Raw genomic sequence first — 17,299 nt, 5'->3', positions numbered from 1 at the left:
GCATGATTCTTGATGAGGAGCGAGAGTCGTGCACTGACTTCTCCTCCTCATTCCTCTCGAAAAGTAGCCTCGATAAGCCGTCACTGTCACGCGGTTCTCGTCTTAGCTAAAGACGGATGCGGTTTATAGTCTATCACTTGTTCCTGCGGTTGGAATCCGCGGGACAAGTCGTGAAGGTAGACTCCGGGCTGTGCCAACCAGCCAGTACCCCTATCCACACCCAAACGGGGTGCAGACTCGGAGTTACTTTCGTTCACGTCGAGACGGATGTTCTCCGCCCCGTTCACGCCAGCGTTGAACGCCGTATCACACTCTTCACACGTACAAGCCACGTTCAACACGCTGACTATCGTCTTCCCTACCACAGACGCAACACGTCTTGCTCGTGTCGCGCTCGGACACCTCTACAACCTCGATACTCTCAACCTTCGCTCTCATATGATATACTGATCAGACAAGCAAGAATAACTGTCGCAAGGTATGATTATTTGGTTAAATATTTTGATATTTTGTATTCAGGTACATCATAACAATTAGTATTACATGAAATAATTAGGGTATGGTATTGAGTAAAACCATTGCTCAGCGAGATCATGTGGTTGACACTACTGATTGGGAAAAGAGTGATTCTCTTAACGGGAACAAGCAATCACAAACATCCGTAGACACCCGACGACACTCGGGTGTCGAAGTTGATTTCTTGAACTCGTCGAGGGAGGATCTGTAGATGCCGACCTACAACATCGTCGACGAAGGCGCAGACGATACCGGAGAGGATGCCATCGACCCCGTACTTGGGGATCTCGTCGGGAGCGATACGACCATCGTGTTCCCACCGGGCACGTACAGGCTCAACGAACTCGTGGTCCAATCAGGAACGGACGACCTCGAACTCATCGCACCGGACGGCGCACGCTTGGTGCCTGGTCAGTCAGGCGACAGCATCCGGTGGTTCGACGTGTACTCGAACGGCTTCGTGCTAGATGGGTTTGAACTCGATATGCGGAACGTACCCGTTCCCCCATTCGTGCGAATGAACTCGAGTTCGGGGAATTGGGAACTCAGGCGGCTCATCACCCGTGGAAAAGTTCGGGCAGCCACCGACACCAGCGTCGGCTCGGGTGATTCCGGTGACGCACGAACATATTTCCGGTTGTCTGCGGCCGAAGGCTCGCGCGGGCTCTTACAGGACTGCTATTTCCACGAGGGGTCGTGTGAACCAGACGAAGCGAGTAACCGCCGAGCGATCCTGGTTGAATCCGGCAAGGGTGCGCTCACGTTCAACCGCTGTTGGTTCGAGCACTGGGGCGAGAACACGATTTACGCCAAGAAAGTCGAAGGACGGCTCAAAATCCAGAACTGCTTCGTTCGTAACACGCAGAATGGGATGCGCCTCGGGGGTTTCACCGACGTTCGTAACTGCGTCTCAATCAAAGACGACCAACACCCGACACAGGCGTGGTCCGGCGGCTCGCTCCAACGCGGTGTGAACGCTGAGGCGACCAATCCTGCGGATCCGGACGCGGGCATCAACAGCTACGACGGCACACTCCTTATCGCCGATTGCGACTTCTATCACCGGTATCTCGACAGCAGTTGCGGCGGAGCGATTACGGCACCGACGCCCTGCCAGCGTATCGACGTTCAGCGGGTGCGAATCAGTTACGATTCGACGAAGAATCACGACGCTATCTACACGTACAATGCAACACAGAACGACGGCACGCCTGCAAACCTCGAGTACCTCCAACTCGAAGACGTCCAGATCACCAACGACCACAATTCGGAGTACGGTATCTGGATCGGACAGGTTCCGGACACGTGGGGGACCGTGTCCGGTGTTATTGGGGGGAGTGGTCCACAAACCAACTCTACGTACGTCGGGAATCGGATGACGACGAATGGTGATCCGGCACAACCGGATACCACGCCGCCGCTTCCTAGTCCTCCACCACTTGGTGAGGTTCCGATGATGCCCTCACAACTCGTCCGTATCGATAACACGGGCAATAGTTCGCCGACGACGTATCAGATCACCGCTGGCGAGTCCGTTCTCCCGGCGGGTACCAATGGAGCGACGATACCGATTGATTGGGGGCCAGACGGCGGCCCGACACGGCCACCGAATGCGGAAGTCGCTAGTGGTACGGTTCCAGCAGGACAGGCGGTGGCCTTCTACGTGACCGGCGGTATTGTCTCGACGGAGGCGGACGGGCCAGCGACATGGACCGTTGATGGGGAACCGTACGACCCCGGTGCTGAGGACGTATTCAGAATAAATACGATCAATTCCGATGGACAACTGAACCAAAGTCAGTGGCAGCAAGCCGATTCGGTCGTCCAACCGAATGGCATCGCTATTGCGAAACCACTTACGCACAACGGTAGCCAACCATGTCATGTCCGCCTCCGAAACGTCGCTGATGGCAACTTCGAATATAAACTCGAAGAATGGGAGTATCTGTGGCCGCCTTATAATGGACCACACCCCAGCGAAACATTCCACTCACTCGCCGTGGAGCCGAATGAGCGCGAGGTTCAGCTAGGCGATGGCACCTCGTATCGCGTAAAAGCTGGAACCGTATCTATCCAATCGAATCAGAATGATGTGTGGTCTACAGAGGACTTCGTTACCGTTTCGTTAGATGGGTTCTTCACGGGAACGCCGGTCGTCCTGGCGCAGCCACAGACGTTCAACGGTCCCGATCCCGTTGTTACAAGACTGAGAAACGTCTCAAACAGCTCGTTCGGGGTGCGGCTCCAAGAGGAAGAAGCAAATGGGGCACATGTGAATGAGACGGTAGGATACATTGCGCTCCAGCAAGTGACAGGGGAGCTTGATGGCACACCATTCGAGGTACAGCGAACCGGTACAACTTTCACCAATCAGTGGTCTCGTATCACGTTCCAGCAGCAGTATGAATCACCGCGATTCATTGCTGACACACAAACGTTCAACGGACCTGATACAGTTCACCTGCGCTATCGAAACCTCTCTGGGACAGGGGTCGAAGTCAAGGTCGAAGAAGAACAGAGCTTCGACGATGAATCGATGCACTGGGTCGAGGAAGCAGTAGGATACGCCGTTTTCGAAGGCTCCCCGTGAACTATCCCGCCCTACGCGCTTCACACGTCGAGGACGGGGCTTCCTGCTTCGGTAACACGCTTTGCATGACCGTGTCCATAGGGAATGCAGTCTCCATAGACGTTAACAAATCGCGGAGCGATTCGTTCGCACAGCAGGCACTGTCTAGTTTAGCTCTTCTTCGACAGGCGTTTGATTGTTGAGCGATTGATGTGGTCACTGATGATTATAGTAATGCACAAACTGTTCAAGCCACTGCTGGACGCTTGGCCGACTGCCCACCCACGACGTATGGAAGCGGTCGATGCGCTGTTTGAGCGTGTGAAACCACTTTTCGATCAGGTTTTGCTCTGTGTAGCCGAGCCGACCGCGCAACCCAATTCGAAAGAGGGCAGTCCGATTGCCGTAGCCATCAACGAGAAACACAGTGTCCGAGAGATCGTGTTTCTCGGCCAATCCAGACAGAAACGAAGCCGCCGAATCAGTGCCATGCCGATCAAACACTTCGATAGCGAGCAGCAGCTTTGTTTCGGTGTCTATCGCAGCGTACACCCAAGACCACTCACCATTGATTTTGACAGCGGTTTCGTCGACCGCGACCCGCCGTCGGCGGATCTGGGGCTTCTTTAGTCAACGAAACGTATTTTTCATCCCAATAGATGTCCAATATACTAATAGAACGAAGTGTTTTGGATTACGAATCATGGAAAGGTCGATATGACGGTGACCATTACTGAATTCGCCCTCTCTTATGTAATATCCTCCAAGGTGGAATTGATGAATATTTGTCACGCCATGGTTCTCGTTTTCCAATTCGGCAACAACACTGGAATGTTTCGAAAGAAATCTCAGTTTAGCTTCATGCATATCAACTGGAGACGGATCATTTGATTTGCGTCCAACCACGAGATCTTCCTCCACATACTCCAATTTCCCATGCTGGAGAAGCCGTATGATTAAGTCCCAATCTTCGTGAATATCGAGTTCTTGATCGAAGCCATCTAGCTCAGTGATGGCGCTCCGTTTTATAATTAATGTTGAACCGGAGCCGATTCGGAGATTTAGCGTGAGAATTTCCTTGATTAATTCTGCTCCACCTCTTTTTTTACTTGAAGTCTGGAATAGATGGTTGAAGACATGATATTTTAGTCTCTGCATTAGACTTTTCTTGTTGTATGAAAATCCACAATAAGCGGCAATCCACTCTTCGGATTTCTGTTCCAGAGCAGCGATCTGCCGTTGCAGTTTGTTAGGCCTCCAGCGGTCATCTGAATCAAGAAATGCAATGTAATCCCCATTAGATGCCCTAATACCAGAATTTCGAGCTTCACTCACGCCCATATTTTGCTCGTGAACGACGTAACGAAGTCTTGGGTCGTTGTATCCTTTTACTGCATTTTCAGTATTGTCAGTAGAACCGTCATCAACAATTATAAGTTCGAAATCAGTATAAGTCTGTCCCAAGACACTATCGATTGCATCTCCGAGTGTATCTTCCCGATTATATGTAGGTATTACGACACTAACTGCTGGTCCCCCCTCCATAGCGCGAGGACAATACAATCCGGAGCGTTTAAAACTTCTTGGCCACGCCAAATCGCCATTACAAACTTATAAAAGACCAAGAAAGTGTTCTGTGGGATTAGCCTGTTGAGTACCTCCCCAACGATTATTTGTCCACCCACCTCAAAAAAGCATTTTAAACATTAAATAAGCTAAATTTTTCGTGGTATTAATATCCGACACCGTGATCACATCCATGTGATAAGTGCCACAACATACTATATCTTGGACCTCAACTTTGCATAGGATGACAACAGGAGGTCGAGAGCGCTTAGTTCACGGACAAGTCGCTTGGATGCTCTCTGCTATTTTCGTTTTATCTGTATTAGGGCAACTTTCACTGCCGATTTTTTTCGTTTGTACCTTTGTGGGATTCCTTATCATGATTGAACTCACGGCGCCTGTTACCGTCACGCCAAAGTGGCGAGCACGACTGAAATGGTTTGTCATCCTTGGACTCATATTACTAGGATATATTCTCATTAAAAAGATGCTTTCGCTACTCGGGTCGGGGATTGTTCCATGAAGAGCCTATCTGACGTTGGGTATCCTCGTTTACTCTTGCTCATACTGACTGTGGCCATTGTTGGGGGACTTCTCTTCGCAATAAGCACCTCAACGGCCGCGTTCAGCAGCTATAGCATGAAATGGAACGGTGCAGCAGAACTCCACTCTGTGGCATCTAATGCTGGTGCAGAAAGTAAAATAGTTCAGGACACTTCCGACTATGCCGATGTGGATCCGAACGACACAATTGCCGTCGTGATCTCACCGATAATTGAATATGGTCCCACTGAACGGTCTCGGGTCAAGAAATTCGTTCGAAACGGAGGCACTCTAATCGTTGCCGAGGACTTCGGTGGGCACTCGAATTCGTTACTTAGATCAATCGGTGCAAATGCCCGCATCGATGGGCGCCTCGTTCGAGACGTTCAGTTTAACTACCGCTCCCCTGCAATGCCAGTCATACGGAATACCTCAAATCATCGACTCACAAAGGGAGTCGATACGCTTACTTTCAATTACGGAACGGCTGTCCGTCCGCACGATTCGACTGTCCTTGCGACCACATCGGATTACGCCTATCTCGATACGAATCAGAACCAAAAACTCGATACAAACGAGTCGCTCACAGCCACTCCGGTCGCATCAACGGAACGAGTTGGAAAAGGCCGTGTTATCGTCATCGGTGATCCTAGTCTGTTCATTAATGCGATGATCGATCAATCCGATAACAGAGCGTTCGTTCACCACATTTTCGAAAGGCATCAGGTCGTGATGTTGGACTACTCGCACTCGGCACGATTGCCACCGCTGGTACGTGCCGTTATGATGCTCAGAACATCGCCACCCCTGCAGATTCTTCTTGGAATTATTGGAGTCTTAGGATTTGCTGGCTGGGCGCGACGACCTCGTCAGTGGATTAGTGAATTGTATCGGAATTCACCCGAGCAGGACACCCCGGAAATAAGCGAGAAAGAGCTGGTGGACTACATCGAAAAACACCACCCCGAGTGGGACTCCCAACGTATCGAACGCGTCGTCGCAGCCCTTCATGAACATCGAGAATGAGGGATCTGTGAGGGCCCAGATGAATTATCAGGGTCGACATTGAATGTGCTCAAGATGAGCGACCCAACCGACATCTACAGTGACGTCGTCGAAGAGCTTAGTAGTGTCCTGATCGGAAACGAGGATATTGTTGAGCATCTCATGATTGCACTGCTGGCACGCGGCCACGTTCTCTTAGAAGGGGTTCCTGGCGTCGCTAAGACGATGATCGCCAATCTGTTTGCACGCGCAATCGGGCTTGAGTACACTCGGATACAGATGACGCCCGACCTTCTCCCGGCCGATATTACGGGAACATATGTATATCGAGAAGGGACCGGTGAATTTGAACTCCAGCGAGGGCCAATCTTCTCTAATGTTGTCGTTGCCGACGAAATCAATCGGGCGACGCCAAAAACTCAGAGCGCGCTGTTGGAGGCAATGCAAGAACAAGCGGTGACGATTCGAGGTGACACGTTATCGCTTTCGAACCCCTTCATTGTGATCGCAACTCAAAATCCAATTGATATGGAAGGGACATACAAACTTCCAGAGGCCCAGCGCGACCGCTTCCAGCTGAAGCTCACCGTCGATTTACTCGAACGAGACGACGAACTAAGAATGGTAAACCGATTCGATAGCCAACCCGAACTCGGAACGGAACATGTATCCAATGTAGTGTCCACTGAAGATATTTTTTCAGCTCGCGAGTTTGTCTCCGACGTTTTCGTCCATAAATCTGTAAAACAGTATATACTCGACATTATCGGAGCAACCCGTGAGCACTCGGACGTGGAATATGGCGGGTCATCACGTGCAACACTTGCGTTTCTCGATGCCTGTAAAGCAGGAGCAGCGGTTCGGGGTCGAGAGTATGTTATCCCGGACGACGTGAAACGTCTCGCCGATCCCGTGCTTACGCATCGACTTCACCCGAGTACTGATGCAGATCTGAGTGGCGTAACGAGTGGCGAGATCATCGAAGAAATACTCGAGGAAGTTTCGCTCCCGAGCGATTCCGTTGATGCGGACACATCCCTCTACGAATCTAACGCTGAGGAGGCGATTCCTGATGGTCAGAGCGAATGAATTCAAAATTTGACTGGCCTCTTCCGGAGAGAATTACTTCGAAACGTCAGTATAGAGAATTACGCCATATAGTAGGTGTCTGTATATCTTTCAAAATCACCCGCCGTAATACTATTTTCATTGGTAATCATCGTACGGGTCGATATGCGCTCTTGGCGGGTCAATTGATAGGATGAGAATTATAAGTATCTCGCTCACTATTGTTGTGCTACTCATGACCCGTAGACAGCGATATTCATTTGGGGATGTGAAACGAGCTCTACGCGAGCCGAAGCTCCTCCGAAGAGAGATCGTTCGCCTCCAGAAGGACCTCGCTCTCACGTTCAACGCCTACTGCTCCCAACTGGTGAATCGGAAGCCACGTATGAATGTGATGGAGGAAGACTGGGACAATCTAATTATCTTGGACGCATGTCGGTACGATATGTACATCCGGCAAACCAACTTCGGGGACAGGGTGACGAGCAAACTGTCCCCAGGGAGCGAAAGTTGGGAATTTATGCAAGAGAGCTTTGTTGGACGGGAATGCCAAGATACAGTTTACATCACGGCGAACCCACACGCGTTCAAACTGCCGGACGAAACGTTTCACGCCATTGTCAACCTCTTGAACGACGATTGGAACGAAGAGCATCGAACAGTGTTACCAGAGACGATGGTCCAGCGAACACTCGAGATATTCGATCAGTACCCTAATAAACGTCTCATCTCCCACTTCATGCAGCCACATTTTCCGTTCATTGGTGAGAAAGGGAAAGAGATTGAGCACATGGGTATCGAGACCGATCACGGCGGCAAACCGCATCCATGGAATGCATTGTTGTATGGAATGGATGTCGACAGGCGGCAAATCCTCGAAGCCTATGCAGAAAATCTCCAAGTGGTGCTTCCCCATGTATTCGAACTAGTTCAGAAACTGGATGGAAAGACAGTTATTACCGCTGATCATGGCAACCTCGTTGGTGAACGCACCTTTCCGATCCCAATCCGAACCTATGGTCATCCTAGTAATCTGTACAAACGTGAATTGATCGAGGTACCGTGGGTAGTAAATGAAGCAACTGAACGTCGGATAGTGAAATCCGAGTCACCGACTGAGTATGAAAAATTGGACGAAGAGGTTATCACAGATCGATTGAGCGATCTTGGCTATACTGAATAATGAAATCAGCCCGGCCTTCAGATCGGTGTGTGTTTTGTGAAGAAATCCCAATCCTCCTTCTCGATTCCGAGCCAGTACAGCACTACTCCAAACGCTACGAGACCGAAGATTCCACCAACAGCACCCACTATAAGCGCAGTAACCGTTCCCCCCATTGACAAAGAGAGGTACTTGAGGAATACTGACCGCACTGCGTACATCACGGGTGCCGAGACGAGAGCGGCTAAAATTGGCTTGAAATACTTGCGCGAGTAGGGAAATAGCCTTTCGAAGTACCATACTTCCGCGACCCGCAATACATTAACTGACGTGATGACCGTCACGCTGGCGATCGCAGCCCCGATTAACCCGAACTCCATGATGAGGAAGTAGTTCAGGACGACATTGCAGAGGCCGAGAATCCATTGATTGGTGAGCGTCATGTACTGATGGTCAGTCATCATGAGGAGGTAGCCGCTCGGTCCGACGCTTGCATTGGTGAGTTGGGCAATGACAAACAATAGAAGGATGAATTGTCCTTGTGTGTAGCTGTCCCCAAAGAGCGTCAACAGTTCATTAGAGAACACAATAGCCCCGACCGCTGGAAATAGTGCCATCGTGAACGACCAGCGAGTCACTCGCCGATAAAGAGATTCGAGGTTGTCAATCTCACCGTTGGTGTAGAGACGCGACGCGATGGGTGGGAATAATTGGCTGAACGCGTTGAGCGGGAGGATGAGGAATCCGGCCAACACGGTTGCGATTTTATACATCCCAACGGCGTCGCCAGCAGCGACCAAAAACCCAACCATCAGAATGTCGACCCGGTTCGAGAGGATATAGCCCGCTTGATTAAGCGTTAGCGGAAGGGAGAAGTTATAAAACTCAACTGTCTCTGCTCGTGTCGCAGAGAATAAAGGCGATAGAGATGCCTTCGTGTAGGCTAGCCAGACGGTTGCGGCGAACACGAGGAGCATTCCAATAACCGTCGCCGTTATCGCTCCGACGAGTTGGTATCCAAGGAGGAGTGCGATTCCAATCATAATCACACGGAGGCTGGGAATGAGGATATTCTCGATCAGTACCTGATATTCGGGGAGTTCGAGACTTTTGAAGAGGCTCTTGACACAATTGGTTAGTGTATTGAACGGCAACATTATCGCAAGAATTCGTAGTCCTTCAGTGAGGTATGGTCCCGCCCCGTTCGCCGTAAACGTCGAGAATTGGGTTATCCATGGTGCGGCGACGTATAACAGTGCGCCGCCACCGATTCCCGCCCCGAGTGAAGTCAGGTATGCAAGTCCGAGCATCCGCCGTCGTTTCCCTGAGTCGTCCTCGTATTGAGGGACGAACTTTAGGATAGATTGGTTGGTTCCCAGGTTCGTGAATACGTTAATGACCGCGAGTATAGTGGTTGCGAAGGCGTATACACTGAACAAGGTAGGTGCTGCTAGCCCACGCGTTAATAGGAGAGTCAGAAAGTATCGTAGGCCATTGTCGATTCCTTTCCCAATGACGAATATTGATGCGCCGCGAGAAACTGACTGAAGAGCGGAATAGGTATCGGAAGATTCTCTGGTCATTGATCTGGATTTTGTATAGTGTTCCAATACGGCAAGTTCATGTATTTAATGTCTTATTTATGGACATTATCGGTCCTGCCTCTAGCCGATACAGTATCATTTTCATCGACAGTGATCGTTTCGTCTTCCCATAAAATCCCGGTTTTACCGCTCGTATATACTTTATTCTCTGACGAGATCGCGTTCTGTAGCCATTGTTCAGACATGAATACGTTGTTTTTATACACAGATCGCTTTGCGGCTATCACTTTGAGCCGATACTTCGGCCACCACTCCAGATACAGAAACAGATTGGTTTTCGAGTTAGAAAGCGCTCGCTCCGATACTTCACTCCGATCCACACGATCGACCCCAAATCGCTGAAGTGCTTTCCGTGGCATCCACAATGTTGCAATACCTGATGAGTAGTTTTGTGAAAAATATCCTGAGGACGCTATCATGGCACTCTGCTGTTCCGATAGCGTACTCTGCTGGTCATAGCCCGGTTTTACTTTGTAGTAGTCGTGACCACCGACCAAGGGAGCAGTGATTCCCATCACTACAAGTAAGAGACAAACGGAGATCGAACCAATTGAGTGCCGCTCTTGTTGCGTGGCATGGTAGAGAGCGAGACCGAGTATGAAGACAAAGAAGATTGCCCACAGAAACCCAATTCGTTCACTAGACTTGATCGGAATCGGTAGCTTATAGATAAACACTGAACCTGCCAACCCGACAATCAAAACCGGAAATAGCCGATAGTACTTGGCATGGTGCTTCGCTATGACTCCAAGAGCGATTACGGAAATTGCAACGAGCGCTGAAAAGTAGATCCCAGAAACGCTCAACAACCATTGAAGTCCAGTGGTGGAATCCGACTTGACTGAAATTTGTCCGAGCGTGAATGTTTGTACTCCCCCTACAGAGTTTTCGAATAACGTTGTTACAATATCGAAAAGGGCGAAAATCAACCCTCCGATGTATATCCCTTTTGCCAAAATCACCCAATGAACGACGATAACGACGAGTGCGGCGACGAGGAGGGGATAATTCAATCTGAATCCCGGATCGGTCTGCGTCGGTGAGACGCGAAGCATGAACCAATATGAGAGAAAGAGCAGGACTAATATCGGTATTAGCAAGAAATAGGTAAAGTGATGGATGAAACTCAGGGCGGGAATGAATATGATTCCAAGAAGACCAAATCGGAATCCACTGCTAGTTGATTGTCTAATCACGAGGTAAAGACCGATGATGACTAATGGAATGGCGAGGGACTGTGGGAAGAAGTAGCTCGCGTAGAACGGGATCAAATAAATTGTTGGAACAACCGTGGCTACTGCTAGTGCTTGCATTTGGTTCAATGATAGCGACATCGCGAAGATATACGTGAGTAGAGGAAACACTGAATAGAGAATCACCCCGCTAAGATACAGTGAATCGGCGCCAGAGAGACCCGAAACGAGACGTACACTCCCAATGAAAATATGAAATCCCCCAAATGATTGATAAATAAGATCCGGAATGTACTGGACGTAGTTGGAAGATATGAGTTCTTTAACAAAGCGTAAATGAATGAATATATCCCCGTATCCAAAATAGAGCCCGCTAGTGAGCCATTTGACTACCAGAGTAGATCCAGATAGACTACATAGTTGAATCAAGTATATTTTTTGATTGATGGGTCCAAAGATTTGAATCAACAAGAGTGGATACCCAAATAGTAAAAGGAAGAGTACCGCTATCAGGGGCGTTTCTAATATTCCGGCGACGCTAATTGAGACACAGCAGATGATTAGATTGAATTTCAGATAGTGCTTTGCGGATGGGATTGGAACGTGGACTGTCCGATCATTCAAACTACGAATAGGCCGATCGTAAAAATACAACACCAGTCCTCCGAGATATGCACCAATCACGCCGTAGAGTCCCTGTACGACCGTACTAGCGTCGAAAAAGTATGTGACCAATATCAATCCAATAGAAGTGGCGAAAATAAATGCGTACCCGATATAGATCTCTACTCCCTGTGACGGTAGGCGTGAAACGATCGAGAAATCTGAATTGTCTGAAGCCATTCCACTATTGGTGTACGAGGTCTGCGTATTCTGGTTTCATGTTCGTCCCAAGATTATTAAATAAAAATGGGAGACTTTCAGTTCGAGCCCCCTCTCTTCGGAATCTCATAAAACCTCATCAACACTGGTTTACTAAACTCTTTTGTGGGGGGTTGGTAGTTCCTCTTGTGCTACTCAGAGAACACGCTGTACAACGGACTTATCACCCCTCGACTCGACAGTGTTACCGATATCATGACCGCCAAGTCAGAGCCCTCTCCCGAGAGAGCCTTGCGGGTACTTAACATAATTGTGGCAGCACCGGACGATCGTGAGGGGGCCGTTCGGGCTGGTCTTCAACTCGGTGATCACCTCGCTGAGTTCGCCTCGGTCGACACGGTGAAAATGGCTGGAGAATACGACACAGAGCTAGCATCTGAACTCCAACTGCAACACTCGTTTTATCAGATCCCATCACGAACACCTCTCCGGGATTTAACTAAGCGTTTGATTCAGTCGGAGAAAAACTATTCAAATTCGCTGATTTGGACACGACTTACATCACCAGACCCACTCGACTCATACGATATCGCCCACATTCACAATGCAGTTCCAGTTGTGGGGATGGTCGCTGCTGCTCTCCAATGCGAAATGAATGACCTCCCGTACTGCGTGACGACGCATGGTATCAGTAAGATTCCGGAACTTCCGGAGACAATGAACATGCCATGGTTTGCTAAAATGGCATTTCGCGTCGGAGTTCTCTCGCCTTACCAGACAGTTCTTCGTCGTGCTTCGCACCTGTTTGCACTTTCGGCGAATGATGCTGAAATTCTCAACCAAAAATTCCCCGACCAATCGGTAAGCGTCATACCGAATGGCGTTCAACCCAATCCGCCAACGAGCAACGAAAGAGAGCAATTAGAATCTACATTGGGGATTTCTAAATCGGATCCGATGCTCCTGTTCGTTGGAAAAGTTCTCCCCGGAAAGGGGGTTCAAGATTTACTTGACGCAAGCCGAATACTGGACTGTGAATGTGAACTCGTCCTCGCTGGTAGCGCTATGGATTCGAAGCTCGTTGAACGCTTGCAGACCTCAAATATTCGCTATCTTGAATTTGTGAGTGGTTCTCTTCTCAAAAAGCTTTACAGACGGGCAGACGTGTTTGTATTCCCCACCCGTTCCGACGTGTTTCCTTTGGTAACGCTAGAGGCAATGGCCGCAGCAACTCCTGTTATCTCAACGACTGTCGGTGGAATTCCCGAGCAAATAACCGAAGAAACAGGAGTACTCGTCGAGCCGGAGTCTCCTGCTTTGCTCGCAGAAGTGATTGAACGAATCATATCAGATGCCGAAACAAGACGCACAATGGGCAAAGCAGCTTACGAGCGAGCAATGCGACAGTATTCTTGGCGGAGTGTTGCAAAGACGACTGCCGAACGGTATTCCTATATTCTTGCTGCCAACCAAGATGAGTCATAAATTGGGAAGAGGGCGTAGACTCAACGAAGGAGATAGTGTTATCCGAATCCAATCGGAAAAATCGGGACACCTTAAATAACAAAGAGATTGACGCGGTAAGTGGAACGACCAACGTGATCCCTATGACACCCAATAATGTCCTCCTTGTAACGATTGACTCACTTCGCGCCGACCACCTCCCCAGTTTTGGATACGAAAACGTTGACGCAAATGCAATCGAAAGAATGATCCGGGAAGGAGATTCCTTTTGTCGGGCGTTTGCAACTGGACCTGGGACAACACCCTCGTTCCCTGCAATGCTCACTGGAACGATGCCTCTTTCATATGGGGGCCTCGGCCCTTTACGAGACGACCGTCCGCGTTTAGCCCAGGAACTTGCAAGAAATGGTCTGTCCACCGCTGGTTATCACTGTAATCCTTTTCTTTCGAATTATTTCAACTATGATGTTGGTTTCGACCAATTTAACGACTATCAGAATCTCCTGATGGGATTAGCGACCAAGATATTTCCTCGTGGTATCGAACTCAATAATCCGATGTTGCGTAAATTCGACGAAAGGCTCCATCTCACCGACGCTATCAAGAAGGTGTACCAAATCATCGAAGGGAAACCTCGACCGTACGTAAGTGCAGAGGTCATTACCGACGACACAATCGAATTGTTACAGCAACGCCCTTCTCCATTCTTCTGTTGGACGCACTATATGGACGTTCATCATCCATGCTACCCTCCTTCCAAATATCGTGAACGATACGAGGTAGCTGATGTCTCCCAAACAGAGGTTTCCCAGTTGTATTCGACACTGCTGACTGAACCGGATTCGCTATCGTCTGAGGACCTACGAATACTCGAACGGTTGTACGATGCAGCTATCGAGTACGTGGACGATCAGATAGCACGAATCCTTCAAACTTTGCGAGAAATCGGTGTGCTCGATGAAACACTTGTAATCGTCACCTCCGATCACGGTGAAATGTTTGGCGAGTTCGAGTTGTTTGGGAAACCAGAGCGGATGCACGACGAACTCTTACACGTCCCCCTCGTCGTACTAAACGGTCCCAAGTATCTTCATGACGCGACTGACAATTTAGTCAGCTTACTCGATATACCACCGCTAATTCATGACACCCTTGGGTTTGAGATTCCAAACGCGTACACAGGTCAACGTCCTGGTCTCGACGGTCCACGTCCGTACGTTCTTGCCGAACACCAAGTCGAAAGCAACGTAGTCGTAGGTGCGCGTTCAGCGGACTGGCTGTACGAGATCGACGAAATACACGATGACGAACGTCTCTTCAACATTCGTGATGGGGAACCAAAACGAACGAACATGGAGGCGAATGATTCAGGGGCAAAACTTGTCCAAACTGCTGTCTCGGATCGAATCGAAGAACTTGACGGTGTCACGGGTGTCTCCCCGACCGGCCTTGATGAGGACGTTGAGCAACGCTTAGAGGATCTCGGGTATCGTTGATTTTAGCACAATTCAGTCTTCGAGTAGAGGCGCACCCTGTCAGTGTGCGCTACCGCCAGGGACGCTGAACCTGAACGGCGATTACAACGCCTCCGTCGATCCGACGGCAGAGGGGGAGACCTCTTCCAAGCCCATGACTTCGGTCGTGGGTCACTGACTCACAAAAATACAGTCGAATATCATATGGATACACTATCTCGGCCGGTTTCAAAGGCCTCAATTTATTAATATCCGGGTGTCATAGCTCGCTGCATGGATGGGGGAGATCAATCAGTGTTAGTTACCGGTGGGGCGGGTTTCATCGGCTCGCATCTAACCAAGCGCTTGGTAGAACTCGATGAGAATGTCGTCGTCGCTGATGATTGTTCACGAGGTGAACTCGATCGAATCGACCACCTTCTCGATGATATCGAGTTTCGCAACGTGGATCTCACAACATACAAAGGCTGTATTGAAGCAACAGAGGGGGTCGATCAGATATTCCACTTGGCTGCGAGCGTTGGGGGTATCCACTACATTCAACGCGAAAATGTTGGTGGGCTGACGCCAAGCGTATTAATGAATCAGCACCTTCTCGAAGCCGCAGAGAAAAACGGAATCGATCGTTTCATATTCGCCTCATCGGCGTGCATTTACCGACAAAAGCACGATGAGTTGAACCTGTTCAGTGAAGACCAAGCTATCCCTGCAGATCCACACAGCACGTATGGATGGGCGAAATTGATAGGTGAGGTCGCCTGTCGCGCCTACCAACAAGATACGGATCTCGAGACGGGGAGTGTCCGTATATTCAACTGTTACGGCCCGCGGGAGAGCCTTGACCCGAATAGCAGCCACGTAATTCCGTCACTCTGTCGGAAAGTAATAGAAGAACCCGATGGCGGAACCATTGAGTTGTTCGGGGATGGGACACAAGAACGTGGGTTCATCTACGTTGACGATCTCGTGGATGGAATGATACAAACGATGGAAAAAAAGATGGGAGGTGAACCGATCAACCTCGGAAATGCGACGGAAGTCATCTCGATGAATGAACTCGCTCGGAAAATCATCGATATAAGCGGCAAAAGTATCGAAATCGGCCACGACACCTCCAAACCCACAGGAACGGATAAATATGCTGCAGACATGTCGAAAATGAGCCAAGAACTCGATTGGGAACCTAGCATTTCCCTCGACGAGGGGCTTTCACGTGTCTACCGGTGGGCAGCAGCGGAACTCGGAGAAAAAGAAGTAGCAATTAGTGCGGATGGAGGTGACGACAGATGAACTGGAACGGCGAACGAGTCCTTGTCACAGGTGGAGCATCCTTCATCGGCAGTCACCTCGTTGAGGAACTCGTCGAAGAAGGTGCGGCTGTTCGTGTTGTAGATGACTTTTCTAGTGGAGAGAGAGGTAACCTCTCGAATGTCGAGGACGAAATCGACGTACTCGATGGCAACCTAAAACACAGAGAAGTCGCGGATGAAGCGACGATGGATATTGACACGGTCTTCCATCTCGCAGCTGATCACGGGGGGCGCGGATATATTTCGTCGTATCCAGCAAACTGCGCCACTAACATGGCACTCGACAATATCGTATTCGAAGAAGCTTCGAAAAACGGCGTCGATCGCATCACGTTCGCCTCGAGTGCCTGTACGTATCCAACCGACATTCAGAAAGAAAAACAGCGGCTCAGTGAAGACATGATTAGTTTCGACGAACGAGGAGGCGCATACGCAGACGAGGTCTATGGTTGGGCGAAATTGATGGGCGAGCGATCGTTACAATCATATCATGAACAGTACGGAATCGATGCTTCTTCAGTTCGCATCTTCACCGCTTACGGGCCACGGGAGAACGAAACGCACGCTATTATCGCTCTCATGGCGAAAGCGTATGCAGAGCAGGATCCCTTCCGTATTTGGGGCGATGGGGATCAGACTCGCAATTTTACGTTCGTGCGAGATATCACTCGTTCACTTCGCCTCGCCGCCGAGAATATTACGGACGGCACTGCCGTCAACGCAGGCATACGGGAGTATATCTCCATCAATGAGGTTACGGAGGTTATTTTCGATCGGCTTGATTGGAAACCGGACGAATTGGAGTATCTAACGGACAAGCCCGTTGGCGTGCGTCACCGGGCCGCCGATACGACACGAGCAAAGGAGCTTCTTGGGTGGGAACCGGCGTTCTCCCTAGAGGAGGGTATCGAGGAAACGCTCGGTTGGTATGTAAACCACCACAACAAGGAACGCGTCAGAGCGAATCTCGAAACGCTCCTCCACGAGCGCTGATTTAGAACC

The 17,299-nt window shown here is 49.7% G+C and carries 12 protein-coding genes and 3 pseudogenes; 10 read left to right on the top strand and 5 right to left on the bottom strand.

Translation table 11 applies throughout. From position 1 onward, the window contains the following. Positions 1-86 precede the first annotated feature (86 nt). A pseudogene (locus ACR3FF_RS16780) lies at positions 87-435 on the bottom strand (zinc ribbon domain-containing protein); the annotation flags it as partial. A 292-nt stretch (positions 436-727) separates the two neighbouring features. On the opposite strand from ACR3FF_RS16780, the gene ACR3FF_RS16775 reads away from it, so the two are divergent. Beyond that, the gene (locus ACR3FF_RS16775) at positions 728-3,106 is read left to right on the top strand and encodes a hypothetical protein (protein ID WP_458189241.1); all 2,379 of its coding nucleotides are present in this window, start codon (positions 728-730) and stop codon (positions 3,104-3,106) included. 195 nt (positions 3,107-3,301) lie between these two features. On the opposite strand, the pseudogene ACR3FF_RS16770 reads toward ACR3FF_RS16775, so the two are convergent. Together ACR3FF_RS16770 and ACR3FF_RS16765 are read right to left on the bottom strand one after the other, a co-directional pair. Next, positions 3,302-3,691 (bottom strand): annotated as a pseudogene (locus ACR3FF_RS16770) (DDE-type integrase/transposase/recombinase); the annotation flags it as partial. A 24-nt stretch (positions 3,692-3,715) separates the two neighbouring features. Continuing rightward, positions 3,716-4,630, bottom strand: coding sequence for a glycosyltransferase family 2 protein (locus ACR3FF_RS16765; protein ID WP_458189240.1), 915 nt, complete (start codon positions 4,628-4,630; stop codon positions 3,716-3,718). Positions 4,631-4,895: 265 nt separating this feature from the next. On the opposite strand from ACR3FF_RS16765, the gene ACR3FF_RS27440 reads away from it, so the two are divergent. From ACR3FF_RS27440 to ACR3FF_RS16750, 4 genes are all read left to right on the top strand, one after another. After that, positions 4,896-5,174, top strand: a complete 279-nt coding sequence (locus ACR3FF_RS27440) for a DUF8044 family membrane protein (protein WP_472850156.1) — start codon at positions 4,896-4,898, stop codon at positions 5,172-5,174. After that, entirely contained in the window at positions 5,171-6,220 is a 1,050-nt protein-coding gene (locus tag ACR3FF_RS16760) for a DUF4350 domain-containing protein (RefSeq protein ID WP_458189239.1), read from the top strand. The genes ACR3FF_RS27440 and ACR3FF_RS16760 overlap by 4 nt, the downstream gene beginning before the upstream one ends. 54 nt (positions 6,221-6,274) lie before the next feature. Then, positions 6,275-7,288: an AAA family ATPase gene (locus ACR3FF_RS16755; protein WP_458189238.1), complete on the top strand. Its 1,014-nt coding sequence runs from the start codon at positions 6,275-6,277 to the stop codon at positions 7,286-7,288. Positions 7,289-7,712: 424 nt separating this feature from the next. Then, the gene (locus ACR3FF_RS16750; RefSeq protein WP_458189236.1) at positions 7,713-8,450 is read left to right on the top strand and encodes an alkaline phosphatase family protein; all 738 of its coding nucleotides are present in this window, start codon (positions 7,713-7,715) and stop codon (positions 8,448-8,450) included. A gap of 17 nt (positions 8,451-8,467) precedes the next feature. On the opposite strand, the gene ACR3FF_RS16745 is transcribed toward ACR3FF_RS16750, so the two are convergent. Both ACR3FF_RS16745 and ACR3FF_RS16740 read right to left on the bottom strand, forming a co-directional pair. After that, entirely contained in the window at positions 8,468-10,012 is a 1,545-nt protein-coding gene (locus ACR3FF_RS16745; protein ID WP_458189235.1) for a flippase, read from the bottom strand. Between the two features lie 53 nt (positions 10,013-10,065). Continuing rightward, a complete protein-coding gene (locus ACR3FF_RS16740) occupies positions 10,066-11,346 on the bottom strand; it encodes a hypothetical protein (protein WP_458189234.1) in 1,281 nt (426 codons plus the stop codon). Between the two features lie 957 nt (positions 11,347-12,303). Between ACR3FF_RS16740 and ACR3FF_RS16735 the strand changes: the two genes are divergently transcribed. The 5 genes and pseudogenes from ACR3FF_RS16735 to ACR3FF_RS16715 all read left to right on the top strand — a co-directional run bounded on the left by ACR3FF_RS16735 (position 12,304) and on the right by ACR3FF_RS16715 (position 17,290). Next, positions 12,304-13,533, top strand: coding sequence for a glycosyltransferase family 4 protein (locus ACR3FF_RS16735; protein ID WP_458189233.1), 1,230 nt, complete (start codon positions 12,304-12,306; stop codon positions 13,531-13,533). 35 nt (positions 13,534-13,568) lie between these two features. Next, complete coding sequence (locus tag ACR3FF_RS16730; protein WP_458189232.1) at positions 13,569-15,008, top strand: sulfatase; 1,440 nt, start codon at positions 13,569-13,571, stop codon at positions 15,006-15,008. 13 nt (positions 15,009-15,021) lie between these two features. After that, positions 15,022-15,165 (top strand): annotated as a pseudogene (locus ACR3FF_RS16725) (RNA-guided endonuclease InsQ/TnpB family protein); the annotation flags it as partial. Between the two features lie 95 nt (positions 15,166-15,260). Beyond that, positions 15,261-16,277: an NAD-dependent epimerase/dehydratase family protein gene (locus tag ACR3FF_RS16720; RefSeq protein ID WP_458189231.1), complete on the top strand. Its 1,017-nt coding sequence runs from the start codon at positions 15,261-15,263 to the stop codon at positions 16,275-16,277. Further along, on the top strand, positions 16,274-17,290 hold the full coding sequence (locus tag ACR3FF_RS16715) for an NAD-dependent epimerase/dehydratase family protein (protein WP_458189230.1): 1,017 nt from the start codon (positions 16,274-16,276) through the stop codon (positions 17,288-17,290). Before ACR3FF_RS16720 ends, ACR3FF_RS16715 begins: the two co-directional genes overlap by 4 nt. Positions 17,291-17,299 lie beyond the last annotated feature (9 nt).

Source organism: Haladaptatus ordinarius, from assembly GCF_054177595.1.
Note: the sequence above shows the minus strand (reverse complement) of the source record. Positions and strands in the feature narration are given on the sequence as shown.

What these genes read in the sequence shown, in the direction of transcription:
- ACR3FF_RS16775 (WP_458189241.1), top strand. Translation starts at nt 728, where the DNA reads ATGCCGACCTACAACATCGTCGACGAAGGCGCAGACGATACCGGAGAG.
- ACR3FF_RS16765 (WP_458189240.1), bottom strand. Translation starts at nt 4,630, where the DNA reads ATGGAGGGGGGACCAGCAGTTAGTGTCGTAATACCTACATATAATCGG.
- ACR3FF_RS27440 (WP_472850156.1), top strand. Translation starts at nt 4,896, where the DNA reads ATGACAACAGGAGGTCGAGAGCGCTTAGTTCACGGACAAGTCGCTTGG.
- ACR3FF_RS16760 (WP_458189239.1), top strand. Translation starts at nt 5,171, where the DNA reads ATGAAGAGCCTATCTGACGTTGGGTATCCTCGTTTACTCTTGCTCATA.
- ACR3FF_RS16755 (WP_458189238.1), top strand. Translation starts at nt 6,275, where the DNA reads ATGAGCGACCCAACCGACATCTACAGTGACGTCGTCGAAGAGCTTAGT.
- ACR3FF_RS16750 (WP_458189236.1), top strand. Translation starts at nt 7,713, where the DNA reads ATGTACATCCGGCAAACCAACTTCGGGGACAGGGTGACGAGCAAACTG.
- ACR3FF_RS16745 (WP_458189235.1), bottom strand. Translation starts at nt 10,012, where the DNA reads ATGACCAGAGAATCTTCCGATACCTATTCCGCTCTTCAGTCAGTTTCT.
- ACR3FF_RS16740 (WP_458189234.1), bottom strand. Translation starts at nt 11,346, where the DNA reads ATGCAAGCACTAGCAGTAGCCACGGTTGTTCCAACAATTTATTTGATC.
- ACR3FF_RS16735 (WP_458189233.1), top strand. Translation starts at nt 12,304, where the DNA reads ATGACCGCCAAGTCAGAGCCCTCTCCCGAGAGAGCCTTGCGGGTACTT.
- ACR3FF_RS16720 (WP_458189231.1), top strand. Translation starts at nt 15,261, where the DNA reads ATGGATGGGGGAGATCAATCAGTGTTAGTTACCGGTGGGGCGGGTTTC.
- ACR3FF_RS16715 (WP_458189230.1), top strand. Translation starts at nt 16,274, where the DNA reads ATGAACTGGAACGGCGAACGAGTCCTTGTCACAGGTGGAGCATCCTTC.